Annotated in this window: 26 protein-coding genes and 1 other annotated feature; of the genes, 8 read left to right on the plus strand and 18 right to left on the minus strand. The window is 33.6% G+C overall.

Features of this window, described 5'->3' with window-relative positions; all coding sequences use genetic code 11:
- Positions 1-40: 40 nt before the first annotated feature.
- A complete protein-coding gene (gene yjbM / locus JOC75_RS09950) occupies positions 41-676 on the minus strand; it encodes a GTP diphosphokinase (protein WP_204953902.1) in 636 nt (211 codons plus the stop codon).
- Positions 677-922: 246 nt separating this feature from the next.
- Complete coding sequence (locus JOC75_RS09955; protein WP_146948942.1) at positions 923-1,300, minus strand: UPF0738 family protein; 378 nt, start codon at positions 1,298-1,300, stop codon at positions 923-925.
- Between the two features lie 129 nt (positions 1,301-1,429).
- Here JOC75_RS09955 and JOC75_RS09960 point away from each other — a divergent pair, with 129 nt between their 5' ends.
- The 4 genes from JOC75_RS09960 to JOC75_RS09975 all read left to right on the plus strand — a co-directional run bounded on the left by JOC75_RS09960 (position 1,430) and on the right by JOC75_RS09975 (position 4,415).
- A complete protein-coding gene (locus JOC75_RS09960) occupies positions 1,430-2,014 on the plus strand; it encodes a CYTH domain-containing protein (RefSeq protein WP_204953903.1) in 585 nt (194 codons plus the stop codon).
- 11 nt (positions 2,015-2,025) lie between these two features.
- A complete protein-coding gene (locus JOC75_RS09965; RefSeq protein WP_338036578.1) occupies positions 2,026-2,658 on the plus strand; it encodes a lytic transglycosylase domain-containing protein in 633 nt (210 codons plus the stop codon).
- 457 nt (positions 2,659-3,115) lie between these two features.
- A complete protein-coding gene (locus JOC75_RS09970; protein WP_146948944.1) occupies positions 3,116-3,547 on the plus strand; it encodes a globin domain-containing protein in 432 nt (143 codons plus the stop codon).
- Complete coding sequence (locus JOC75_RS09975) at positions 3,531-4,415, plus strand: ClpXP adapter SpxH family protein (RefSeq protein WP_204953904.1); 885 nt, start codon at positions 3,531-3,533, stop codon at positions 4,413-4,415. The genes JOC75_RS09970 and JOC75_RS09975 overlap by 17 nt, the downstream gene beginning before the upstream one ends.
- 83 nt (positions 4,416-4,498) lie before the next feature.
- Here JOC75_RS09975 and JOC75_RS09980 read toward each other — a convergent pair whose 3' ends face one another.
- Positions 4,499-4,936, minus strand: a complete 438-nt coding sequence (locus tag JOC75_RS09980; protein WP_204953905.1) for an NUDIX domain-containing protein — start codon at positions 4,934-4,936, stop codon at positions 4,499-4,501.
- Positions 4,937-5,711: 775 nt separating this feature from the next.
- Here JOC75_RS09980 and JOC75_RS09985 point away from each other — a divergent pair.
- Positions 5,712-5,885: a hypothetical protein gene (locus tag JOC75_RS09985; RefSeq protein ID WP_204953906.1), complete on the plus strand. Its 174-nt coding sequence runs from the start codon at positions 5,712-5,714 to the stop codon at positions 5,883-5,885.
- 65 nt (positions 5,886-5,950) lie between these two features.
- Here the strand turns inward: JOC75_RS09985 and pepF are convergent, their stop codons facing one another.
- The 5 genes from pepF to mecA form a co-directional block, all read right to left on the minus strand.
- Positions 5,951-7,777 (minus strand): oligoendopeptidase F, encoded by a 1,827-nt coding sequence (pepF, locus tag JOC75_RS09990; RefSeq protein WP_204954221.1) that lies wholly within the window; start codon positions 7,775-7,777, stop codon positions 5,951-5,953.
- A gap of 137 nt (positions 7,778-7,914) precedes the next feature.
- Positions 7,915-8,151, minus strand: coding sequence for a hypothetical protein (locus tag JOC75_RS09995; RefSeq protein ID WP_204953907.1), 237 nt, complete (start codon positions 8,149-8,151; stop codon positions 7,915-7,917).
- A 4-nt stretch (positions 8,152-8,155) separates the two neighbouring features.
- Entirely contained in the window at positions 8,156-9,352 is a 1,197-nt protein-coding gene (locus JOC75_RS10000) for a competence protein CoiA family protein (RefSeq protein ID WP_204953908.1), read from the minus strand.
- Between the two features lie 174 nt (positions 9,353-9,526).
- Positions 9,527-11,038, minus strand: a complete 1,512-nt coding sequence (cls, locus tag JOC75_RS10005) for a cardiolipin synthase (RefSeq protein WP_204953909.1) — start codon at positions 11,036-11,038, stop codon at positions 9,527-9,529.
- Between the two features lie 347 nt (positions 11,039-11,385).
- Entirely contained in the window at positions 11,386-12,057 is a 672-nt protein-coding gene (gene mecA / locus JOC75_RS10010; protein WP_204953910.1) for an adaptor protein MecA, read from the minus strand.
- 340 nt (positions 12,058-12,397) lie between these two features.
- Here mecA and JOC75_RS10015 point away from each other — a divergent pair, with 340 nt between their 5' ends.
- Positions 12,398-13,075: a TerC family protein gene (locus JOC75_RS10015; protein ID WP_204953911.1), complete on the plus strand. Its 678-nt coding sequence runs from the start codon at positions 12,398-12,400 to the stop codon at positions 13,073-13,075.
- A 99-nt stretch (positions 13,076-13,174) separates the two neighbouring features.
- Here JOC75_RS10015 and spxA read toward each other — a convergent pair whose 3' ends face one another.
- The 8 genes from spxA to JOC75_RS10055 form a co-directional block, all read right to left on the minus strand.
- Entirely contained in the window at positions 13,175-13,570 is a 396-nt protein-coding gene (spxA, locus tag JOC75_RS10020) for a transcriptional regulator SpxA (protein WP_146948952.1), read from the minus strand.
- Between the two features lie 279 nt (positions 13,571-13,849).
- Positions 13,850-14,434, minus strand: a complete 585-nt coding sequence (locus JOC75_RS10025) for a GNAT family N-acetyltransferase (RefSeq protein ID WP_204953912.1) — start codon at positions 14,432-14,434, stop codon at positions 13,850-13,852.
- Between the two features lie 302 nt (positions 14,435-14,736).
- Positions 14,737-15,954, minus strand: coding sequence for a putative glycoside hydrolase (locus tag JOC75_RS10030; protein ID WP_204953913.1), 1,218 nt, complete (start codon positions 15,952-15,954; stop codon positions 14,737-14,739).
- Positions 15,955-16,204: 250 nt separating this feature from the next.
- On the minus strand, positions 16,205-17,143 hold the full coding sequence (locus tag JOC75_RS10035; RefSeq protein ID WP_146948955.1) for an ABC transporter ATP-binding protein: 939 nt from the start codon (positions 17,141-17,143) through the stop codon (positions 16,205-16,207).
- Between the two features lie 2 nt (positions 17,144-17,145).
- The gene (locus JOC75_RS10040; RefSeq protein ID WP_204953914.1) at positions 17,146-18,189 is read right to left on the minus strand and encodes an ABC transporter ATP-binding protein; all 1,044 of its coding nucleotides are present in this window, start codon (positions 18,187-18,189) and stop codon (positions 17,146-17,148) included.
- A gap of 19 nt (positions 18,190-18,208) precedes the next feature.
- Positions 18,209-19,240 (minus strand): oligopeptide ABC transporter permease, encoded by a 1,032-nt coding sequence (opp3C, locus tag JOC75_RS10045; RefSeq protein ID WP_204953915.1) that lies wholly within the window; start codon positions 19,238-19,240, stop codon positions 18,209-18,211.
- Complete coding sequence (opp3b, locus tag JOC75_RS10050; protein ID WP_204953916.1) at positions 19,240-20,169, minus strand: oligopeptide ABC transporter permease; 930 nt, start codon at positions 20,167-20,169, stop codon at positions 19,240-19,242. Before opp3b ends, opp3C begins: the two co-directional genes overlap by 1 nt.
- Before the next feature lie 227 nt (positions 20,170-20,396).
- Positions 20,397-22,079: an ABC transporter substrate-binding protein gene (locus JOC75_RS10055; protein ID WP_204953917.1), complete on the minus strand. Its 1,683-nt coding sequence runs from the start codon at positions 22,077-22,079 to the stop codon at positions 20,397-20,399.
- 405 nt (positions 22,080-22,484) lie between these two features.
- Here JOC75_RS10055 and JOC75_RS10060 point away from each other — a divergent pair, with 405 nt between their 5' ends.
- Complete coding sequence (locus JOC75_RS10060) at positions 22,485-22,844, plus strand: DUF3899 domain-containing protein (RefSeq protein ID WP_204953918.1); 360 nt, start codon at positions 22,485-22,487, stop codon at positions 22,842-22,844.
- 44 nt (positions 22,845-22,888) lie between these two features.
- Positions 22,889-23,095 (plus strand) — a binding site (T-box leader).
- 76 nt (positions 23,096-23,171) lie between these two features.
- Positions 23,172-24,164, plus strand: a complete 993-nt coding sequence (gene trpS, locus JOC75_RS10065) for a tryptophan--tRNA ligase (protein WP_204953919.1) — start codon at positions 23,172-23,174, stop codon at positions 24,162-24,164.
- 53 nt (positions 24,165-24,217) lie between these two features.
- Here the strand turns inward: trpS and JOC75_RS10070 are convergent, their stop codons facing one another.
- Together JOC75_RS10070 and JOC75_RS10075 are read right to left on the minus strand one after the other, a co-directional pair.
- On the minus strand, positions 24,218-24,973 hold the full coding sequence (locus tag JOC75_RS10070; RefSeq protein WP_204953920.1) for a YjbA family protein: 756 nt from the start codon (positions 24,971-24,973) through the stop codon (positions 24,218-24,220).
- Between the two features lie 214 nt (positions 24,974-25,187).
- Complete coding sequence (locus tag JOC75_RS10075; RefSeq protein ID WP_204953921.1) at positions 25,188-25,958, minus strand: DUF2268 domain-containing putative Zn-dependent protease; 771 nt, start codon at positions 25,956-25,958, stop codon at positions 25,188-25,190.
- Positions 25,959-26,107 lie beyond the last annotated feature (149 nt).

The raw sequence follows: 26,107 nt of genomic DNA on the forward strand, positions 1-26,107 counted from the left end.
TCGTTCATGTTTAATTTGGATAATTACATTATATACGAAATTAAGGACGATTTTTATCTGTTTTTCTTGAAAAAATCACATGTGCTTCTTGGATCTCACCACGAATTTGAGACATTTCCTCATCCAAAGAATATGCTGCCTCTGCTGCACGTTTTAAACGGACCTTAATATTATCTGGTATTTTTCCACTATATTTGTAATTTAATGAATGTTCAATAGTTGCCCAGAAATTCATTGATAATGTTCTAATTTGTATCTCCACTAAAAGCTTTTGTTCACCTTTAATTGTTTGAACAGGATATTTTACAACAAGATGATATGACCGATAGCCACTATCTTTTTTGCTTGTGATATAATCACGTTCTTCAATTATTTCCAGGTCATTTCTGCTTCTCAGCATATCTACTACGACCTTTATATCGTCAACAAATTGACACATCATTCTTATTCCAGCAATATCCTGCATTTCTTCATCGATGGAATTCATGTTGATATTTTTTCTTTTAGCTTTATCTAAAATACTTGCTATCGGCTTAACACGACCTGTCACAAACTCAATTGGTGAGTGTGAGTGCTCTAATTCATACTGTGATCGTATTCCTCTTAATTTTACTTTTAATTCCTCTACAGCTTGATTATATGGAGCTAAAAATGATTTCCATTGTTCACTTTGCATTTACATCCCCCTTAAAAACCGTTAAGTAGGTATATTGACTAAAAAATGGAGGCAGGTAAAAACATTTTGAAAATTTCTTTTGAAAATAAAGGATTCTCACTGTTTTCAAAAGGCTTGCTTTTATTATTGGTCCAGTTTGAACAATAATTAACTCGCTGCATCCTAGTAAATTCACCTACGATTTACTTATGCTAGAAACTTGCTAAGATCATCTTCCAGCGGTAAAAGAATTATTTCTAGAATAAATTATGTTAATAGAAATGCCTCAACAACCTTATTTTCCATTTCTTCACCATAGTTTGCATTATCTTTTATATTGCCTAAAAGGTATGTTAATTCATCCGACAATTCAACTAGCTCTAATTCTTGATCACCAATTTTTGCTATAACAGGAAGGTTGTCTTCCTTAGCTGTTCTTAATTCTGACCATATCGAATGTGGTAAGCTTGCATAAACAAATGCATCACTCGAGTCGAGTATATAAATGAATGCTAAATGATCAGAATCAACAAGCATTTGACCTTTAGCTTTTAATTCACCAAATTCACTATGAGTACTTTCAGGTTCTAATACTAATGTTTTGTTGTTAATGTTTGCCTTTGTAAGTTCAATTCTTTTATTCATAGTAATCTCCTTCCATTACAGTCCATGATTATTTTACCATATTAAAAAGTTACTTGATAATATTGCGAGATATTAAAATAAAAGAGATAATAGAAAGAACGATTATACTAACTATGTGAGGTCTTAACTATGTCACAAGAAATTGAAATAGAGTTTAAAAATTTACTAACTCAAGAGGAATTTTTAAAAATAAGAGACTTTTTTAATATAAAAGAACATGAGTTTTTCTTTCAAGAAAATCATTATTTTGATACACCACAATTTTCATTAAAAGAATTGGGCTCTGCTCTCCGAATAAGAAAGAAGCAAGATAAGTATTGTTTAACATTGAAAGAGCCTGCTGCAATAGGCTTATTAGAAACACATCAATTCATTACAGAAGAAGTTGCTAATGAGATGATTCATTCAGGTCAGTTAATAGAAGGACAAATTGCAGAACGATTAAACGGACATGACATTGATTATAAAACCATTACGTATTTTGGGACACTGTCTACCACAAGAGCTGAAAAAGAATATAAAAATGGACTTATCGTTTTAGATCATAGTCAATATTTATCAGTTGAAGACTACGAACTAGAATATGAAGTCCAAGATGAAAACGAAGGTAAAGTGTTTTTTTCTGATTTATTGGATGAACTGAATATACCCATTCGTCATACTAAAAATAAAATTCGTCGCTTTTATGAGCAAAAATATAAAGAGATGGGGTAAATACCTTGGATATAAATATGAAATACTATAAAACAATGATGGAGCTTCAAGCATTACAGAGCTTTAATAACACATCAAAAAGCATGAGCAATCCTGGGTTCGATACAAATTTTCAGGATTTATTAAAGGCATTTATTGGTCAATCCGGGGGTACTACTGTTCCTGAAAAAACGACAGTCTCTTTATCATCTTTACCAAGCATGATGCTAAAAACTTCATCTCAACTACCTATAAACACTAGTCATACATCACCAATAAGTTCAGGATCAGGTACAATCGATGATATCATTGCCAAAGCATCAGCTAAATATGGAGTAGATGAAAAATTAATCCGAGCTGTTATTCAACAAGAATCAGGATTCAAGACAAATGCAAAAAGCCATGCTGGAGCAATGGGTCTTATGCAATTAATGCCTGCTACCGCACGTTCTCTTGGTGTAGATAACCCATTTGATGCGTCTCAAAACGTAGAGGGCGGTACAAAATATTTAAAGAAAATGCTTTCTAAATATAATGGAGATGTGTCACTAGCACTAGCTGCTTATAATGCAGGACCAGGAAACGTAGACAAATATGGTGGCATTCCCCCATTTAAAGAAACGCAAAACTATGTTCGCAAAATCACGTCTACCTATCAAGTATAATATGATTAATCACACACCTACTATTTTAGTAGGTGTTCTATTTTTATCATCGATTTTTTAAAAATAGCAACATGCAGAAATAAAAGGGCCTTTTACAATCATCTTCGAGCGATTTGTTTGAGATATATAAACTCACTTGATAAAATATAAATACGTCATAAAGACGTTGAATTACTTTCTTAATAAAAAAATGGATTTTATACAGCACAGTTTACAGACTCATGGTATCTTTTCTTAATAGGATAGGACCTTATAACTCCTTGTTTTAAGTCAATTAGCAATATGTCCCTAGAAAAGAGCCAATGTAAATGATTACTTTTTAAGGCTCAAGTTAAGATTTAAACATTGTTGATTAAAATTTCCGATAAGATCTGATCCTAACAAATATGGAAATCGACAACTAAATTAGGCCGAGTCCAAGGTTAAATAAATAGCAAACGTTAAAGGAGCTATCAACATGACAGATCAACAATTAACACCATATGAGGCGATTGGAGAGCAAACACTTTCGCAGCTTGTTGATTCCTTTTATGGAAATGTCCAAAATCACCCACTGCTAGCACCAATTTTCCCAGATGATTTAACTGAAACAGCTCGGAAACAAAAGCAGTTCCTTACACAATATTTAGGTGGTCCACAAATTTACACAGAAGAACATGGTCACCCTATGCTAAGAGCTAGACATCTTCCTTTTGAAATCACACCCTCTCGTGCAAATGCATGGATCTCATGTATGGAGAAAGCTATGAATGAGATTGAATTAGAAGAAAATGTGAAGGAATTTTTATTGCATCGTCTCACCCTTACTGCACATCATATGGTAAATAGTGCAGATAATGAAGATGACAATGTTCAGAAAGAGGTTAATAAAAATGAAGGGCAATCATGAGAAAAAAGATGTCTCCCTCTTTTTCTCTCAGTGTAGTGGGCATCCTGATAAACCTTTAGAAATTTATATGTTTGTAGATCCTTTATGTCCAGAATGCTGGGCTTTAGAACCGATTATAAAAAAGCTACAGATTGAGTACGGACGTCTGTTTACTTTAAAATATATAATAAGTGGACGACTAGCTACATTGAATGTTTCAAAGAGAATGAGACCTGAAAAATTAGCTGAAGCATGGGAGAAAACGGCAAGTCGAACCGGTATGTCATGCGACGGAAATGTATGGCTTGATAACCCACTTTCAAGTCCGTATATTGCATCACTCGCAATTAAATCGGCCGAGCTTCAAGGGAAAAAAGCTGGACTTCGTTATTTACGAAAGTTACGAGAACAATTATTCATTCAAAGTAAAAATGTTTCTGATGAGAGCCTTTTAGTTGAAATTGCTGACTATGTTGGTTTAGACGTTGATGAATTTCAAAAAGATTTACATTCTCAAAGCACCGCAAAAGCTTTACAATGTGATTTGAAAATCACATCAGAAATGGATGTCCAAGAAATACCTACACTTGCTTTTTTCAGTGAAGATGTTGATGAGGAAGGTTTAAAAATAACTGGCATTTATTCATACGATATGTATGTGCAAGTTCTTAAAGAAATGATTGGTGATGTAATCAAGCCTTCACATACACCACCATTAGAAGTCTTTTTACAGTACTATCAATTTGTGGCATCAGCAGAAATTGCTACCGTATACGATATGACATTAGCAGAAGTAGAAAAGGAATTAAAAAAACTTGTACTTTCTCAAAAAGTTGAAAAAGTTCAAGCTAAATACGGAACATTTTGGAAATACAATGATACTAATTAAAATAATAATAGAAATGACTCCAATAAATCAGTACTCACTTCTTTCTAGTGAGACCTGATCCATTGGGGTTATTTTTTTATGCCTTATCTAATAAAAGCTTTTTCTTCTGAGGACAGCGCATCCTCCAGCCACTTTGGATGCATTGTTACAAGGCCTTTGGGCAACTTATTAACTGGAAAGAATGCCACATCCAGTGATTCCACAGGATCTATACTAAGATGACCACCAGTAATCTTAGCAAGAAAATACGTTGTAATAAAATGAACCACTTTTCCATTTGGATAATGAAATATTTGTGAAGTAGGATCAGAATAGACTCCAATTAGTCTTTCAATGCTAATATCATAACCTGTTTCTTCAAACACTTCTCGTTTGGCCGCCTGTTCAACTGTCTCCCCCGGCTCAACATGTCCTGAAGGAATTCCCCATAACCCAACATCCGTTCTTTTTTGCAATAAAACTCTCCCATCTTCATCAAATATAATAACAGCTACACCTGGGTGTATTATTTTACATTCCACTGCACTTCCCCACCTTTTTCTTAAACAAATGACGTGAACTAGTGATCTATTATTTATAGCATAGCAAATAAGGGATAATATATGGGAGTTTACATTCTCTGATAGAGGTTTTATAGATAATCAATGACTTTCATTCTCTTATTCTAGGTAAAAAGAGGATAAATAAAAAACCCTATACAAGTATAGGGTCTTTTTTTATGTCTTAACGACAACAAAGGGGATGGGAGAAATTTTCACGGTCAAACAAAGGGGTAAATGTTTGTTTGTGATTAATTTCACATCTATAATATATCAAAAATTGTCGACAAATGACAAGTGCCGAGTTATCATTTCACAAAAATGTCACATAAGAGTAATAAGTTTAAGTAATTGATTTACTTCTAGACGTGTTGTTGAAGTGATATTCTGTTGACCTATAGTCTTGTTTTTCCATGGCTAAGGGACTCATCCACTACATTATGAACTGAACTTTTGCATCAGAAGGTATAAATGAACCTTTGACAACCCTTAGATTCACCTTTCCACCTGCTAATGTTCCTCACCCACTCTATGACGAACTTTAGCTTCATCTTTCCTCTAGCTAATGGCCCTCATCCACTCTATGACGACCTTTTAGCTTCATCTTTCCACAGGCTAATCTACTAAAAGTATCTAATTCACTGCAAAGCAAAAAATCATCTACACTTGCTTGTCTAAAAAATCACCTCAAATAAGGATAAAGACATCAGTAACATCATATAGAATATAAATAAGCACTGTTATAGGGAGGGCTATTATGAAGGTTACTGGATTAATTCTAGGAACAATTGTATTTATCGGATTATTATTTTTAAACGTATTAGGACTAATGAATCTTTTACCTTTGTATATTACTTCGCCTTTATTGTTTATTGCGATATTCATTATCCTTTATATAGTAAACCATCGAAAAACATTTAAAGGCTTTTAGCAGCCATCACACCTAAAAGGATACATAAAAGGGAATGCGATAGTAACTCCGCATTCCCTTTTACATTATGCATTTATTTTAGATAGCAATTCTTCCATTTCATTTAACTTTTCTTCAAATACTTTGCAAGCTTCTTCGATTGGTGTTGAAGATGTCATATCAACCCCAGCCTTCTTCAACACTTCGATTGGGTAGTCAGAGCTACCTGCTTTTAAGAATTCAAGATAACGATCAACAGCTGGTTGACCTTCTTCTAATATTTGATTACTTAGTGCTGTTGCTGCACTATAACCTGTTGCATATTGATAAACATAATAGTTGTAATAGAAATGAGGTATTCTTGCCCATTCTAGACCGATTTCTTCGTCTACAACAATATCTTCACCAAAATACTTCTTGTTTAAGTCATAATACGTTTTGGTTAATAACTCAGGTGTCAGAGGTTCACCGTCTTGTGCTTTTTGATGAATGATGTGCTCAAATTCAGCAAACATTGTTTGACGGAAAACTGTTCCTCTGAAGCCTTCAAGGAAATGATTTAAAAGATATAGGCGTTTTTTCTCATCTTCAATTGTATTCAATAAGTAGTGGTTTAATAGAGCTTCATTACAAGTTGAAGCTACTTCAGCCACAAATATTGAATAATTGCCATAAGGATATGGTTGTTCTTTACGTGTATAGTAGCTATGAACGGAATGACCGAATTCATGTGCTAATGTAAATAAATTATTCACATTATCCTGCCAGTTCATAAGGATATATGGATTTGTACCATAAGTACCAGATGAGTAGGCACCACTTCGTTTTCCTTTATTCTCATGAACATCTACCCAGCGATTTTCAAAGCCTTCTTTTAAAATGGAAATATAATCATCACCTAAAGGTTCGAGACCTTTTAAGATATAGTCTTTTGCTTCATCATAAGATACTTCCATTTTCACATCTTTAATTAGTGGAGTGTACAGATCATACATATGAACTTCATCAAGCTTTAAAACTTCTTTGCGAAGCTTTACATAACGTTGTAATAAATCAAGATTATCATGAACCGTACTGATTAGATTATCATAAACAGCTTCAGGGATATTATCACTACTTAGTGCTGCTTGTCTTGCAGAGTCATAATTACGTACCTTTGCACTGAAATTGTCTTTTTTAACAGTTCCACTTAGTGTACTTGCAAATGTATTTTTAAAGCTGCCATATTTGTCGTATACAGCTTTAAATGCTTCTTCACGCACTCTGCGATCTTCACTTTCTAAAAAGCGAACATAGCGGCCATGTGTGATTTCTACTTCTTCCCCATTTTCATCTTTTATTGTCGGAAATGTTAAGTCAGCATTATTCAGCATGCCAAATGTATTACTAGATGAACCTAGTACTTCTGAAGCTTCCGCTAGCAGCTCTTCTTTTTCTGCAGAAAGTACATGTGGTCTTTGACGGTTAATTTCATCAAGCGCATGCTCATAGAGCTTTAATCCTTCGTTTTCTTCTACGAAATTTTTAATCTTCGTTTCATCAATTGCTAAGATTTCTGGAACAATATATGAACTTAAGCTCGCTGCTTGGGTATATAAGTTTCTTGCACGATCATTTAATGCCTGATATGTAGAATTAGTTGTGTCTTGATCATATCTCATATGTGCATACGTATATAATTTGCCTAAACGCTCCATCACTTCATCTTGATAAGTAAGTGCGTCTAACAATGTGTTCGCACTTTCACCAAGCTTTCCTTTGTATTCAGCTAATTTAGGTAAAGAAGCTTTCACTTCTTCATATTCTTTCTCCCATGCTTCATCTGTTGAAAAAATATCTTCTAATCTCCAAGTATCCTCGGTTTTAATTTCATTTCTAGAAGGTAATTTTTTCACAGCAGTTTGTTCTGACATTTCTCTTCCCCCTTTTGAAATATTTGCAAATGCGGAGCTCGAATTCATTGATTGAAAAATTGTAAATACTGTGATGAGTAATAGAATTTTTTTGTTCTTCATATCCTTCCTCCTTGATTTCTTTCTCCGCATGAACATTAGAAATCTTGCTCGGTAAAATCAAATGGATTGATTGAAGGATATGAACTTTCATCACTACCTCTATCTTCACCCTGCACAGCTTCTTTTGTCAAATAGTAAGCAGTAGCACCTACGCCTAACATGGATGCAGTCAAAAGCAGAGTATTACGTTTACGTTTCTTATTAAACATATGATCACCTCTTGTTGTTAATATCTCCCTATTAATTTGTTCAAAAAAACATTTGTTATTCATTTGTCTATAACAACTTGAATTTAGACAATAATTCCTGATCACTTTTTAAAAGCTCTTCGGTTTTACTTTTCCAGACCATATGTTTTTCCTTAATAAATGTATTTGTTTCACTTCTTTTGATGATAGACATTTGACATAGCTTCAATAAATAGCTTTTGATCACATAGGAGTAATGAAGATTTTTATGCAGTAGACGTCTAATCGTTATTAGCCCTGCTTTAATTTTAGTATCGATAAAATAATACACATCGCGAAAGCTAAAATGAGCTCCTAACCTAAGTTGATCAATAAAAATCAATATCCAGCTCTGCCAAATAAAAACGGGTGACTCTATCAAGTAGTTTGTTGGCAGTGGAAGAAATGCCAGCGTTGGTAAAGAGGAAAGCGGGAGCTGCTTTGTTTTATACAAAAAGATATTTAATGCATTTGTTTGCTTTGTTTTAAGTTGTGAGGAGTGAAGACGGAAGCTCTTTATTTTATTAACCCATGCTTGGATAAGCTGTTCAGTAGGATACATGTCACGAAATAGCTGGGATAAAGAGAGTGAATACAGTGGAGTGTGTGTTGCTTGTGCAATGATTGATCTTTGGGAGAATGGGATAATATTTTGTAGCATAATAAGCATTTTCTGTTCAGAACAATATGCAATAATAGTAGGTGGTTTGTTTTGCTTATGAATATGTAGAAATAGCCACTGAAAGCCTGTTAATTGAAATGAGAGAGGTCCTGATCTTTTAATAGAACTGGCTCCTAGTATCCATAAATCATCAATCCCTGCTTTTTGAAATTCTCTTGATCTTTTTGTAATAACCTGATGATCTATTTTGGCACATTGAAATTCTATAGCCATTTGCTTTTGTTGATGTATGATCAAAAGATCTGGCCTTTGTTTTATGCTCTCTATAAAGTATTCTAGCTTAACTGAAGATATAGAGTCTTGTTTATCTAACCAATGAAACAAATCATATTTACCTTTACGGTGATACTCACTTTCAGCACCACCTTCCAATAAAGAACAACCAGTTAATTTCTTATGCGCAAAATGTGATGTGATCACCGTACCAATTTTTAAATCTAATTCACTAGAACATACTGGGCAAATAAACCGAGATCTTTCCCTCAGCTGTTTTAATATAGCATGTGACCATCTTTTCTCAGCAAGATTCACTTTGTTACCATCTTGATCGAGTGCAATAAACACATAATCTCCTCCCTTCATTTCTTTTATTATCTTGATTTTTTTCAATTAATCAAAACATTAAAAATGAAAGTTGAGCTGACTAAATTAAATTATAGTAAATAAAATCATTTCCTTTTTGAAAATCCATAAATGCAAATACCCCAACAAATGATATGTTGGGGTTACCACTCTCTTCTACAGCATTGGAGACATTAACCGGGCAGTTGATTCAAATAGCTTCTTCATTATTGACCTTTTGGAAAACTCATCCATAATTATTTCCCTAGATTCATCAATGTCCTTTATATACTCATTTACCAATGTTTGTGTACTTCCTGTTCGATACAGAAAAGCATTCACCTCGAAATTCAAATGAAAGCTTCTCATATCCATATTAGCGGTACCGATTGAAGCTAGCTCATAGTCTACAATTACAATTTTACTATGCATAAATCCCTTTTCATATTCATATACCTTTGCACCAGCATCAAGCAGCTCTGGAAAATATGATCTTGAAGCATAGTACACAATCTTTTTATCAGGTCTTTTTGGCACCATTAATCGAACATCGATTCCACTAAGTGCCGCAACCTTTAGTGCACTTAAGATATCTTCATCAGGAACAAAATAGGGAGATGCAATCCAGACTGACTCTTTAGCGGAAACAATCATTGAAAAGAATAAATTCTTAATCACATCCCACTTATTATCTGGACCTCCAGCAATTAGCTGAACACCTCCAGTTTCTTCTATTTCTACAGCTGGTGAAGATAAATATGTATCAGATAAAAGCTTCTTATCAGTCATATAGTACCAATCTTGTAAAAAGATCATTTGAAGAGTTCTTACTGCCTCACCTTTTACTAGTAAGTGGGTATCACGCCAATAACCAAAATAACTGTCCTTACCAAGATACTCATCACCAACATTTAAGCCGCCTACAAAGCCAACTGCCCCATCAATAACAATAATCTTCCGATGATTACGAAAGTTAATTTTATTATTTAAAAACGGGATTTTCACAGGTAAAAAAGATACTGTTTCAATTCCAGCATTTTTCATATCTTTTATAAAATCTTTAGAAAGCTTCCAACATCCAACAGCATCATATAAAAATCTAACCTCAACTCCGGCTTTTGCTTTTTCAATTAAGAGATTCTTCAGTTCTTGGCCAACTTCATCATTTCTAACAATGTAATATTCAAGATGAATATGCTGCTTCGCTCTCTTTAATTCCTGAAAAATATGCTCAAAAGTCTCATTCCCATCAGTGAGTGCTTTTGTTTTTGTAGCAAATGATATTGGACTATGTCCTAACCGATGTGCTAGCTTAAATAATAATTGCTGGTGGTTACCCATATGATTTATTTTATCTTGATATGAGCTTTGATTACCTTCAATTTCTAAAAAAGCTTTTTCATCTGTTAATGCTTTCTTTTCAAATAATCTTCTCTTCTTAATGTTTCTCCCAAAAAATAAATAAAAGAAAAAACCTACCAATGGAAATCCACCAAGTACAACCAACCATGTAATTGTATGTGAGGGATGACGATTTTCAAGAAAGATAACGATACAGATAAAGATAATAGACAGTGTGAAAAGCACACTGAATGTACCAACAATCCAATCTCCCCATAGGTTTTTTGTTATTAAAATAATGGAAGCAATTACTGTAATAAATAATAGTAAACGGAATGTATACCTCATACTTTTTCACCTTACTTTATTTTTAGTCTTACTTCCCTTTTTATCTCTTCCTTAAACTTTGTCGCATTTAACACATCAAAGTAGACAGCACGGTATAAAGCATGGTGATATTCTTTTTTCACATTCTTGGACAATTTATTCTAAATTTATTTTTTCCATCACATTAAGATTAGAAGTTAGATCTTTATTTATAAAAATTTGTCCTCAGATAGTAAATAACAATAACATCTCCCATGTTCAAAAAAAAATACCGATCCATTTAGAAATCGGCTATAGTATAAAGTATATTTATTTTAGTGAAAACGTTTCTCGTTTTTTAAATACTTTGTAAAAGTCTCACAAAGATATTATGAAAAATGCTTCTTAATTACGGTTAGTGCATGATCTTTTGCGATTAAATTACCATACTCCTCAAGACGGTGAATCGTTACTCTTGATTCCTGTCCGTATTCAAGGATTATACTTAATGTATTTTCAATTTCCTCATCACTAACTTCATCTTCAAACTCTACATAAACATAGTAGTTTTTATCTAGAGAATATAAATGATTCGTCATACCTGCTAACAACGAATATTTAGCTAGAGAAATAACATTTTCGAAATCATTAAATTTAATAACAAATTGAAGCTGCTGCTCTAACTCTTCTATTTGTTCATCCTTTGAATCACTGGACTTATTAAAATGGTGATCTAACAAGGATTCAATATTCTCATCTACTGGAAGCTCTTTCAACTTTTCATCTGAAATTGGAAGCTCGAGCTTTTGGCCATCCTTTGAAACCTGTGCCTTTGTTACAATAACTTCAAGACCTTTATCTAGTGCTTGAACTTGAATCCAGAGTGGACCTTCAACCATGAATTCTTCCTCTTCATGTACTTCATCCATCATTTCCCAGAAAAGTTCTTCACTACGATCTCGATTGTACCAAATTTCCTCACGATCAAATCCACGCTCTTCTATATCCATATACGAAATATAAAACTTTACAGTATTATCGTTAATACGTTCGATTTCCATTTCTCAACCTTCCCTTCTGTATAAGATGTTGAAGGGACAACCCCCCTCTAAAAGGTAGTTGTACTTTACTACACTTTACCCAATCATGTAAAGATTTAATCAATGGTAAAGTGAGTTTCAGCATCCCTAAATAGTAGATCATCTGCTGAGCTATAAAAAAACCTTCAAGTATGAAGCAATCTTGTACTCCTATTTTATGATAAAAAGGTCGTAAATGAAATAAAAAAACTCTGAATTTATAAAAACAGTTGTTTTACCTATATGATTTCTCCATCATAATTTATGATTACTCTCATATAATTGTACGAGCAGTGAAAAAGCTGAAAGAGGGTATAACTTTATGGAACAAGATTTTTTACTATCACTATTGGTTATAATAGGAATTGATCTCGTACTTGGCGCAGATAATGCAGTTGTAATCGCAATGGCATGTCGAAACTTACCTGTTATTCAGCGGAACAAAGCGATTATATTTGGTACTGTACTGGCAATTGTTATAAGAATACTCATTACTTTAATTGCTGTGTATTTATTAAATGTACCATTTCTACAGTTAATTGGAGGAATTTTCCTTCTATATATTGCTTTCCATCTCATTGTAGGAAAAGACGATGATTCTAATAAAATAAAAAGTCACTCTTCTTTATGGAAAGCTGTACAAACCATTGTTGTAGCAGATTTATTAATGGGCTTTGATAACGTAGTTGCCGTAGCTGGAGCTGCACAGGGGCACATGTTACTTGTTGCTATAGGTTTATTCATCTCAATTCCAATTATTATTTGGGGAAGTAAATTGATCCTTGTATTATTAACAAGATATTCTATTCTGATATATGTCGGAGGAGGATTATTATCATTTACTGCTGGAAAGATGATGGTAGGTGAGCATAAACTACAATCATTATTTATGACACATCAATACTTAGCATATAGTTTACCATTTTTAACAACAGCATTTGTGCTTTTTGCAGGTATCCTATATCAACAACTAATAAATCTACAAGCAACTAATAAATAAACACATATTACTTATTGACAATAGCCCTTTTCCCATTAAGAAACTATATAAAATATGAAAAAGGCAGACTCTTTTATAAGAATTTGCCTTTTCTACTAGTTAATTCACTAAACGTTGAGCTTCTCTTAATTGATAAGTACGAACACGACGTGGTAGGAAACGACGAATCTCATCTTCATTATATCCTACTTGTAGTCTTTTCTCGTCGATAATAATTGGACGACGTAGAAGACCAGGATTTTCTTGAATTAAGTTATATAAATCTTGTAAAGGTAATGTTTCTAAGTTTATATTTAACTTTTGGAAAATTTTTGAACGAGTCGAGATAATTTCATCTGTTCCATCTTCAGTCATTCTCAAAATTTCTTTTATTTCTTGAATTGTTAAAGGTTCAGAGAAGATATTTCGCTCAATATATGGAATGTCGTGTTCTTCTAACCAAGCTTTAGCTTTTCTACATGAAGTACAACTTGGTGACGTATATAGTGTAACCATTATCCTTCACTCCTCTAATTATAGAATGAGTTTTCATAAAGAAAAGTATATAAAATTGAAATTACTTTAAATAAGAAATCTCTAAATTGATTATACTATAAAAAAGTAAGTATGCATATAGATTTTATGTTAAAAGTATGACAAATCGATTACAATACTAATTCACTTAAGTAAATCAACGTTTGACTACATAGTCATTTTTTTGTCTTTTTAGTCAAAATTAAGGAAAATAGATCAAATTTTGTCTTTCCATTGTCAATTACCATCACATTTTCTCAATTAACTTAATCCTTTAAATAGGTCATTATTATCATTCTTAGAGTCAGTATTAATTGTTAATACATCATCAACTGGCTGATATGAATCGCCGTAAAGCTCTTTATCCTTAAAGGTATGGATGAGTTTATATGTTTGTTTCATTGCATCATAAACCTGTTCTTCTGATTCATTATTTGGGGCCCAATAAAGAATTTCCATTTTATTTACTTCATTTGTTGCAAGAGATCGACGTTCATAGCCTATCGAAGTAGCATGCTTAAAGCCTTCTCTTTGATAAAACTTCAATCGTTTTTCTGAGTCAGTATCTTCATAATTAACTGGTTCTACTTCTAAAATAATTGGCTTTCTCTTTTTCTTGAGCTTATCAATTAATTTGTTTCCTAGCCCTTCTCCACGTGCGTCTTTTGAGACAAAAATATAATCAATAAACACAAAGTCATCAAGTTCTACATACATCATTACATGATGCTTACCTTCATCTTTATGGTATATATCTCCCTTTTCCTTAAGTAAAACCTCTAAGTGTTCCTTAGACTTCATTTCTTCTATGGGAAAATACTGATTGAGTTTTTCATACCAATTCATTGATCTACTCCCTTTTTTGAATTTACACTACTAAGTTCTCCCACAATTATGTATACCCTGCTTTTTTAAGAATTAAACTTGGTAAATTTTTATTTTGGCTCTGTTTTATTGTGGTCAAGATTTTCATTACTGACATTACCATCCTATTTGACTAAGTAGGATAAACCTTTGTATATAATATTCTTCTATATAATTTTTGACACTAAGTCATATTAATTCTAAACACCAAGAAATGAAGATAAAAATAAAACGCTTGGGCTTTGAACGACCCAAACGCGTATATATATTCTTACTATTTATTTTTAATTAACTGGTGTGTAATCAACTCCAGCTGAATAGGTATTTCCTGCATTCCATAGTAAAAATTCTTTAATACCATGTTCATTCAAAGCCCTAATTTGATCTTGTACCTCTTCCTTGCCATATGACTGATAATTACCACTGCCTAAATATGATGCAGTAAAGTCTTGCAACCATGGTCTTGAGGTTGGTTTGTTTTTGAGTTCATTTAGCTTTTGATTTTCTAATTTTGCGTACTCGCTAACAAGTTTATATGGCTCTAGATCGGGCTTTGCAATACCAAAATATGAAGTCCAATGACTAGGATAAATCATTGAAGAAATAACATCAACATGCTCTGATATTTTTGAAAAATTTTGTCCAATCCCTGGTGCTTCCTTTAACGTTGCTGTATATCCAAATATATCTACAGACACTTCTACTCCATAAGGCTCTAATTTTTCCTTAGCATATGAAACAAAATCAGTCACAGCTGTTACACGTTTTTGTACATTATCTTGCTTATCGTCACCATATTTCCCTTTACTATAAACAAGCTTATCATCACGTCGTTCAAATCCCTCAGGAAACCGCACATAATCAAATTGAATTTCTTCAAAACCAAGTTTAGCTGCTTCAATCGCCATGTTAACGTTATAATCCCAGACTTCCTTCATAAAAGGATTGACGAATGATTCTCCTCTCCCATTCTTCCAAACTTCCGTTCCTTCTTTAAATGACCATTCTGGCTTTTGATTCGCCAACACTGTATCTTTAAATACAACAATCCTTGCTATAGGATAAATTTCTTCTTTTTCCATTTCCTTTAATAGCTCTTGCGGATCCTTTATGTAGTTTTTACCAATATTGTAGTAAGGTGAGGTTTTCTCAGGTAAATAGGTAAGGTTTCCATGATCATCTTTTACATCAATCACCATCGCATTAAGCTCTGTGCTCTTTATAAGCTTTTTAAGTTTTTGAAATTTCTCTCCGCCTGCAGAGTGTCCTGTCACATATATTCCTCTAACTGCATCTGGATAAGTAAAGGTATAACCCGAATCAAACACAAATCTAGGCATTGACTCCGGAATGCTTTTTATTTGTAGTCCTACTTTATTTTCCACATGATTTTTGCTATTAATTTCTTCTTTCGTATTTGCTTCAACATCAGTAGAAATAAATAGTATAGTCATTAGAAAAATAATGCTTAAAACAATATGTCGACTATGAAACCGCTGCATCTAATCTCCCCCATTATTATTATTGATATATTAAGTATAAAGAAAGAACACATGTGTTAAAACTGCAAATTTCGAGGCTATCCGCTACAGATATCTATTTTATATAGTATATGCAACATTCCCTTCGGAGATTAGGACAAAACATTATATATATTTGGAATATGGTAAAATACATGAAAAGCTGGTTAAATGCAAATGAGTTCACATAAAAAAAAGACCAAATCAAAATTGATTTGGTCTTTTTAAGCTATTAATTTGAGTATTGTTTTTTATATTGTTCAAACTCAGATAATGAGCACATAACAAAATGCCCTGGTTTTACTTCTCTGAAATCAACATCTTCATTTGGTTGGTAATTATGTTGACTAGGATCATATGTTTTTCTTACACGAGTACGCTCATAATCTGGATCTGGAAGTGGAATTGCTGATAATAATGACTGTGTATAAGGGTGAATAGGGTTATTATACAGTTCATTAGCATCTGCTAACTCAACTAACCTTCCAAAATACATAACACCGATACGATCACTAATATATTTAACCATCGAAAGGTCATGGGCAATAAATAAATATGTTAACCCTTTTTCCTTTTGAAGCTTTTTCATTAAGTTAACAACCTGTGCTTGAATAGATACGTCAAGTGCTGAAATTGGTTCATCAGCAATGATGAATTCAGGTTCTACTGCAAGTGCTCGTGCAATACCGATACGTTGACGTTGTCCACCACTAAATTCATGTGGGTAACGGTTAGCATGCTCACGGTTTAGACCTACTGTTTCTAATAATTCATACACTTTTTCTAGACGCTCTTTTTTCGTTTTTGCCAATCCATGTATATCAATTCCTTCTGCAATAACATCAGAAATTTTCATACGCGGATTTAAAGAAGCATAAGGATCTTGGAAGATCATTTGCATTTTGCGGTTAAATGCTTTTAAATCAGACTTAGATTTTTTTCCGTGTACATTGACGCCATCATAAATGACATCACCACCTGTAGCATCATATAACCTAATGATTGTACGTCCAGTTGTCGATTTACCACAACCTGACTCACCTACAAGTCCAAGTGTTTCACCTTTATAAATGTCAAATGAAATGTTGTCAACAGCCTTCACTTCATTAGGTTTACCAATATTAAAATGCTGCTTTAGGTTTTTTATTTCTAGTAATTTCTCTTTAGCCATAATTATTTCCCCTCCTTATTTTCAGGGAATTGACGTCTACGACGCTTTACAGCTTCTGGTGGCTCTACCTTTGGCGCATCAGGATGTAATAACCAAGTAGCTGCATAATGTGTATCAGAAACTTTATACATAGGTGGTTGCTTTTCATGATCTATTTTCATAGCAAATTCATTACGAGCAGCAAATGCATCACCAGCTGGTGGATTCAATAAATCTGGTGGTGTACCTGGGATTGCATATAACTCAATATCATCTGATTCTAAATCAGGCATTGAACTAATTAATCCCCAAGTATATGGATGTTGCGGATTGTAAAATACTTCATCAACAGTTCCGATTTCAACAATTTTACCACCATACATAACAGCTACACGATCAGCTACATTAGCCACAACCCCAAGGTCATGAGTAATGAAAATAATTGAGGTATCAATTTTCTTTTGCAAATCCTTCATTAATTCAAGAATTTGGGCTTGAATTGTAACATCCAAAGCAGTTGTTGGTTCATCTGCTATTAAGACCTTTGGATTACATGCAAGTGCAATCGCAATAACAACCCTTTGTCTCATACCACCAGAAAACTGGTGAGGATATTGATTGAAGCGTGCTTCAGGTTGTGGAATACCAACTAAACGTAATAAATCAATTGCACGATCTTTTGCAGCTGATTTACTTAAGTTTTGATGTTTCACAATTGGTTCCATAATTTGCTTACCAATTTTCATTGTTGGGTTTAAAGATGTCATTGGATCCTGAAAGATCATTGAAATATCTTTCCCACGAATTTTCTGCATAGCCTTATTATTTAGCTGTGCGAGATTTTTATCATCAAATAGGATTTCTCCTGCCTTAATTTCTGAATTAGATTCAGGTAAAAGGCGCATAATTGATTTAGTTGTTACAGATTTACCAGATCCTGACTCACCAACAATAGCAAGTGTTTCTCCTTTGTATAAGTCAAAGTTTACGCCACGGATAGCCTGTACTTCTCCTCCAAAAGTATGAAACGAAATGTGTAAATCCTTCACTTCTAATATTTTTTCCATGATCTATTCACCTACCTTTTTAGTCGCGCATTTTCGGATCTAGTGCATCACGAAGTCCATCAGCTATCATATTAAAACAAATCATAATTGTACTGATTATAATTGCTGGGAAAATCATTTGATAAGGATATAATCTCAGTGTTTTAAAACCATCATCAATTAATGTACCTAAAGATGCTAATGGATCTTGTAGACCTAAACCAATAAAGCTTAAAAACGCTTCGAAGAAGATAGCACTAGGTATTGTAAACATTGTATTGATTATGATTACACCTACTAAGTTAGGTAATAAATGTTTTATAATTATTTTTCGATCATTTGCACCAAGTGTTCTTGATGCTAATACGAATTCTTGGTTTTTATATTTAAGAACCTGACCACGTACAACCCTTGCCATACCAACCCATCCGGTAATTGTTAAGGCTATCGTGATCGATATAATACCAGGCTTTAATATGATAATCATTAATATAACAACAACCAAGTTTGGTATACCAACTAATATCTCAATGATACGTTGCATGATCGTATCAACACGACCTCCGTAATAACCGGAAATTGCACCATATGCTACACCGATAATCATATCAATAAAAGCTGCTAGTAGAGCAATATATAATGATACTTGTGTACCTTTCCAAACACGTGTAAAGATATCACGTCCTAAACTATCTGTCCCAAACCAATAGTAAGCATCAGATGCACCTTTCAGTTCATAAGCATCATATACTTCTCCATTTTTCTTCGTTAAAGTACCATCAAATGGAAGCCATGAAATATCTTGTAGCGCTTCAACCCTTGGTGGAAGATTTGAGTGCTTTGCATTTTGCTCTTTATAATCGTAATCGTTTAGAAATGGTCCAGCTATCGCAAGAATTGCTAAAAGAAATAAAACTACAATACTTACAATTGCCGCTTTGTTTTTCTTTACACGTAACCATGCATCTTGCCAGTAATTTAAGCTTGGCTTTGAAATTTTTTCACTTACTGAAGAATCTAAATCAGCGGGTTGAAACAAGTCTTTTGAGATTTTCTCCTCTTGCTGTGACATTATTTTTTACCTCCCGCTAAACGAATTCTTGGATCTATTAATCCATATAACAAGTCAACAACTAAAACAACAAATATAAATAGAGCTGCAAATAAAATAGTTGTTCCCATAATTACTGGATAATCATTAACATTTATTGACTTTACGAACTGTTCGCCAAGTCCTGGAATACCAAAGATTTTTTCAATAACTAGTGAACCAGTCATTAAACTAACTGTTAGTGGCCCTAATACTGTGATAACTGGGATTAATGCATTACGTAGTGCATGTTTGAATGCAACTTCAAATGAGCTAGCACCCTTTGCTCTTGCTAATGTAATGTAATCAGAACCCAACACTTCAATCATTTCTGTTCTCATAAAACGAGCTGCAATAGAGATAGGGAACATCGCTAGTGCAATAGTAGGCAGGATTGTATACTCTGGTCCTCTCCAGAAGGCAACTGGTAACCAACCTAATTTTACTCCAACATAATATTGAAGAAGTCCAGCAAATACAAAGGAAGGAATTGATTTACCGATAACAGCTATAAAGGTTGTCGAATAATCAACCCATGTATTTTGCCTCAGTGCACCAATTACGCCTAATATAATTCCTAGAATTGTTCCAAAGAACATTGCTTGGAATCCCAGTACTGCCGAAGGACCGATACGATCCATAAGGATGTCTGTTACACTTGCGTTATTAAACTGAAAGGATACCCCTAAATCTCCTTTAGCTAAGTTAACCATATAAGTTAAATATTGAATCGGTACTGGCTCATCCAATCCATACTTGTCTTTCATAATGGTTACCTGTTCTGGTGACAGCTTACTTATGTTAGTGAAAGGAGTACCAGGGATTAATTTCATGAGGAAAAAAGTAAATGTGGCTATTAATATTAAGGTAAGTAGCATATAAACGATACGTTGAGATATATACTTAACCATATGAAACGCACCTCCTAAAAAACTAAATTTTCTCCATTGTTCGACAATTCTGTTACAAGGGAAAAAGAGAGTATATCTCCTATACTCTCTTCAACCGGTTCAATTATACCGACTTTTGGTCAATCCGTAAACTATAAAGACTACCTATCATCAATGGTAAAACAAACCAAGATAATAGGTAATCTACATAACTAGACAATACAAGTTGTCAGGTAATGATGGATTAATTATTTAATTGTAACCCATTTATAGCTGTACTCAGGACCAATGAAGTGATATGTGAAGCCTTCTACTTTATCAGCAACCAATACGTTAGATGAACGTTGGTAAACTGGTGCTAAAGCAGCATCTTCTTCAAGTAGAATTTTTTCTGCTTGTTGTAATGCTTCAAAACGCTTAGCATTATCATCAGCATAAGTGTACTGAGCATCTTCTAACAATTTGTCATATTGCTCGTTAGAATATGCCATTTTGTTGTTTCCACCGTCTGTGATCCAAAGATCAGAGAAAGAGATTGGATCTTGGTAATCAGGACCCCAACCAGCGAATTGTAAATCATAATCCATTTTAACGTCACGATCTAAACGAACGCTGAATGGTACAGATTGTACATCGATAGTTAATCCTTCAAGATTTGTTTCTAATTGGTTTTTAATGTAAGAATCAGTTTTCTTAGAAGTTTCAGTGTCTCCACCAAGGTATACTAATTCAACAGAATCTGTACCTAATTCTTTAAGTCCAGCTTCCCAGAACTTTTTAGCTTCTTCTAAGTTATACTCTAACATATCTCCGTTAGCTTCACGGAAGTCTTTACCACTTGGATCAGTTACGAAGTTTTTCGGTACTGAGTAGTTAGCAGGAACAGATCCGTTATTTAAGATGCTGTCTGTTAAATCTTGTTTATTAAATGCAGTTGCAAGTGCGCGACGAATGTTTTCGTTAGCTAATGCTTCGTTTTGTTGATTCATTTTAATCCAGAAAATTGTAGGCTCTAACCATTTAACCATGTTAGGGTCACCTTCATATTGTGGAACGATATCAGATGCAAGTTTACCAGTGATATCTGCTTCACCAGTTTCGTATGCATTTGCTGCTGCTTGTGGATCTTTAAGTACGTTAAATTGGATGTTTTCTAAAGCTACAGCTTCAGCATCCCAATACTCAGTGTTTTTCTCCATAGTCCATTCAGTTGCAGTGTTGCCATCCCAAGTTGAAAGAACAAATGGTCCGTTATAAACTAAGTTTTCTGCAGATGATGCATATTTGTCGCCTTTTTCCTCAACAAACTTTTTGTTTTGAGGGTAGAAAGTTCCAAATGCCATTAATGATTCAAAATATGGAATTGGTTTTTCTAATGTAATTTCTAAAGTCTTTTCATCTTTAGCAACAACACCTAAAGTGTTAAGATCATATTCTTTCTTTTCAGAAGCCAATTTAGTGATTTCTTTTGCTCCTTTGATTTTACCTTCCATCATGTAAGGACCATAAGGAGAAGCTGTTGCTGGGTCAATCGCACGTTGCCATGCAAATACGAAGTCTTCTGCTGTTACAGTGTCTCCGTTAGACCATTTAGCATCTTTCAATTTCACAGTATATACTAAACCATCTTCGCTTACTTGAGGTTCTCCATCAGCCATACCAGGAACTGCTTCTTGGTTTTGGTCTAAACGGTATAAACCTTCCATTACGTTAGCTAATGCTGTAAAACTTGCTGAATCTTGCGCCATAACGCTATCCATAGATGGAATTTCAGATGTTTCTAATACTTTTAATTCTTGTGGTACTGATTCTGCAGCAGTATCGCCACCTTCGTCAGTTGTAGCGTCATCACCACCGCCATTACATGCTGCTAAGAACATGCTAAGCACTAATGATAAAGCTAAAAGTAGAAATAATTTCGACTTTTTCACAAGTAGACCTCCCTTTTTTTATACATGTTGTTTTTCTTACAAGGATTATTATACAAGTATTCAAACAATTGTGCATTTATTTTTTTAATAAAGTTTACACAAATGCAATAATATTAAAGAAATTCTCACATAAAATAGTTCTAAAGACCTATATATTTCGTTAGAATTTTCTTATAATTTTTGCCATATTTTTAGACATATGCTTTAACGCGTTGACTTGTAAAGGGTTACATAATCTAACATCCTTTTTTTCTTATTAATTAACATACACCCATTTTTTTGTATAAAACAACTAATTTTTTAGTTAAAATAATATTTTTAGAATAACTTTATACCTATTTTTAGCTCCTCCTTTCTTCTGCTATAATAAAATTTATGAACTTTTAGAAAAGAGTGATGAAACTTTTGCGTAATAAAAAGTCGTTTACGTTGTTTATTGTGTCTCTAATTGCTGTAATCTTACTCTCTTTTTTTATTTACCAAAAATTAACTTTGTTATCTTTTATTAATATTTCGTTCTACTTTGGAATCACCTTATTATTTATTGCTGCTTTTACGATGACGATAAAAGGTGGATTTTTTGACGGAATTACATACGGATTTCGAAGACTATTCGAATCTAAAGGAAAAGAACTTTCAAAGAAGGAAGTAGATGAAATGATTCCTGTTTCAGAATTATTGGATTTCGATCATACTCCCTTTTTACTTTCTGGACTAATGGTGACAGGTGTCATGTTAATAGCACTTTTCATTTACTACCTATAAACAGTTTGCAAATCAACTCCATCTTTTCTATAATAAGAAAAAAATAGTCGGCTATGATAAAGAGTAGTACATGTTAGTAGCATTTAAAGAGAGCCTGTGTTTGCTGTGAACAGGTAATGTCTAATGTGGAATGGACTTTTGAGCTTCTGTGCAGAATTTAGTATGTGCAGACGTGTTCTTGCGTTAAAGAATAAAGTTGATTTCTACTATTAGAAATAAGTAGGGTGGTACCGCGGTCCATCGCCCCTATATTTGGGGGCGTGTGGGCTATTTTTTATGGATTTTTTTAGATCATAGTGGCAATTTAATACTTATAATGGAGGAATTATGATGAAAACAATCTTTTCAGGCATACAGCCAAGTGGGTCAGTAACGTTAGGAAATTATATAGGAGCGTTAAAACAGTTTGTTGATTTACAGGATGAATACAATTGCTATTTTTGCATTGTAGATCAGCACGCAATAACGGTTTCTCAAGATCGTCTTGCTCTTCGTCAGAATATAAGAAGTCTTGCAGCCATGTATCTTGCAGTTGGAATTGATCCTGAGAAAGTAACACTTTTCATACAATCTGAAGTACCAGCACACGCTCAAGCTGGATGGATGTTACAATGTGTAGCATATATCGGTGAGCTAGAGAGAATGACACAGTTTAAAGATAAATCACATGGTAAAGAAGCAGTATCAGCAGGGTTACTTACCTACCCTCCTTTAATGGCTGGAGACATTCTTCTTTACAGTACAGATCTTGTTCCTGTTGGTGAAGACCAAAAGCAGCACTTGGAATTAACAAGAGATTTGGCAGAACGATTTAATAAAAAATACAATGACATCTTTACCATTCCAGAAGTACGAATCCCTAAGGTCGGTGCAAGAATTATGTCGCTTGCAGAGCCTACAAAAAAAATGAGTAAATCTGATGCAAACCAAAAAGCATTTATTACTCTCTTAGATGATCCTAAACAAATCGAGAAAAAGATTAAAAGTGCGGTGACCGACTCAGAAGGTATTGTGAGATACGATAAAGAAAATAAACCCGGTATTTCTAATCTATTATCCATTTATTCAATTCTTACTGGTGAAGCTATTGAGCAAATTGAAGCTAGGTATGAAGGAAAAGGCTATGGTGATTTCAAACAAGATGTCGCTGACGTACTGATAGAAACCCTATCACCTATACAAGAAAAATATCATCATCTTATGGCCTCAGATGAATTAGACAAGATTTTAGATCACGGAGCTAAAAAAGCAAATGCTGTAGCCCAAAAAATGCTTAAAAAAATGGAAAACGCGATGGGACTTGGTCGTAAGAGAAAATGATAAGTAAAAGGGTCAGACCCCTCTCAAAATTGAGTGGGGTCTGACCCTATCCTTTAATTTACTTTAGATTCATGCTCCATATCCCATAGCTTTTCAAAAAAGGGTTGTCCCTTTATAAGACGTTCACATAATTGAATATGCTTTGGAGACCATCCATATAAGGTTTCCTCATATAATTGATTCCAAACCTCGTTAAATTCTCTTTGCTGGATATCCTCATATTTCGTTGGATTCCACTCAGTGTACCAATATTTAACTTCGGCTGCATTTTTAGTAGCTTGTAATTGATCAAGAGCCATAAATAATAGCTGTTTTAATTGTCTTTCTTTTCTTGTTAATCCCCTCATATGCTCTGGAGATAAAGACAAGATATGGTATTCCTTTGCTGCTGATTCATCTTTCATGATTTCAGTAGAATATTCTTCAGGCTCAATATCCTTTACCATTTCAAACACTAATTGTTCCTGACGAGGTATAATTCTACTTTTACGTATTGGAATGGTATAGCCAATTGTATCTACGGCAATTATTCCAGTTCCATCAGTCACAACAAAACAATAGTCTAATTGAATTCTTTCATGGTTTTTTCTAATATAAGATTTTTGAAAAATATCCTTCATTAGACCAGGTGGTAACTCAGCTAAGTTATTTTCTATGTAGTCAAAAAGCAATGAATTAACCTTTAATAGTGGAACCTGATCAAGGAGTTCGACGCTGTCATCTTTTCTCCATTCATGGAAATGACATACATTGTACCCATTCTCTTCACCTTCAAACCAATTTACCCAAACATCATGAAGAAATAACATTTTTTTATCCCTCACTTCAGTACCATTTGTCAAACAGTATAGGCAAAAAATAGAAAGTCTATTCGCTTGAGACTATATAATCTAGTATTTTTTTTATCATTGAATACTTGTCCATATCTCATTTTATGTGGAATAAGAGTGAAATATTCAATGTATTAGTTGTATCTCTCTATTTAACATAATTGAATACCCCTTACTCTTTATTCCATAAAAGCTATGACAAAAATTCATCAGCATCAACTGCAAGTAGCTGTTTAGTATTCTTGTTTGTATGATCCATGTATTTTTTCACTAAATAATAACCCACTGAGTAACCCAACATAGAAGGATAAAGTCCTGTACCAAACATTAGCTGTGTAATCTTTGGGTTATCTCGAGTGATTTCTTTATTAGGGAGTATGATTCTATCTAAAAATCTCTCACATTGTTGATCTGTATATCGTTTTGTCCAGGACGCTAAAGCTTCTACATCACCAAGTTTCTCTCTTACAGCATTTTCTGCTAATCCCTCCATAATCATCGTATCAATAATTGTAAAGCTATTTTCTTTTTTTGATACAGCTGCTAATCGACTAACATGATGATATTCATGTATCAGAAGAGATTTTATATGAGTCTTTTTTACGTCCTTTGATAAAAACAGAAATAACTTGTTATGAAAAGCTAAACCTGTTCTACCATAATATTCGAATTCAATTTTGCGATTAGTTTGCTCACAAGGAAAAATGAAAATAGGCACATCAGGCCCTCCCCATTCTTCTTTCAATGTTTTCTCCAGCTGTTTAACATATCTTAAAATATGATCCTTCTCAACTCGTTCAATCCATTTATCAATATTGATGGAATGTTTATACATACCAAAAGTTTGTAAGTATTTAGCGATTTCACCCTCTGTCATGTTTGTGAAATATCGAGCTAGTTTTTTATAAATATCTTGATGAGACGATGCCTTTTTCAACCACTCTACTGTATCAATTACACTCATTATCAGCGCCCCTTCCACAGATATTGTATGAACTGATTTATATAGTTGTGTTGCTTAATTTTTAATGTGGAATTGTGATGAGCTTTTTGATGGGTGTTGATTGTTTTCTTGAATTATTCATTCGTTTGATGACGAACTTTAGAGTTCCT

This window comes from Metabacillus crassostreae, from assembly GCF_016908395.1.
Lineage (GTDB): Bacteria > Bacillota > Bacilli > Bacillales > Bacillaceae > Metabacillus > Metabacillus crassostreae.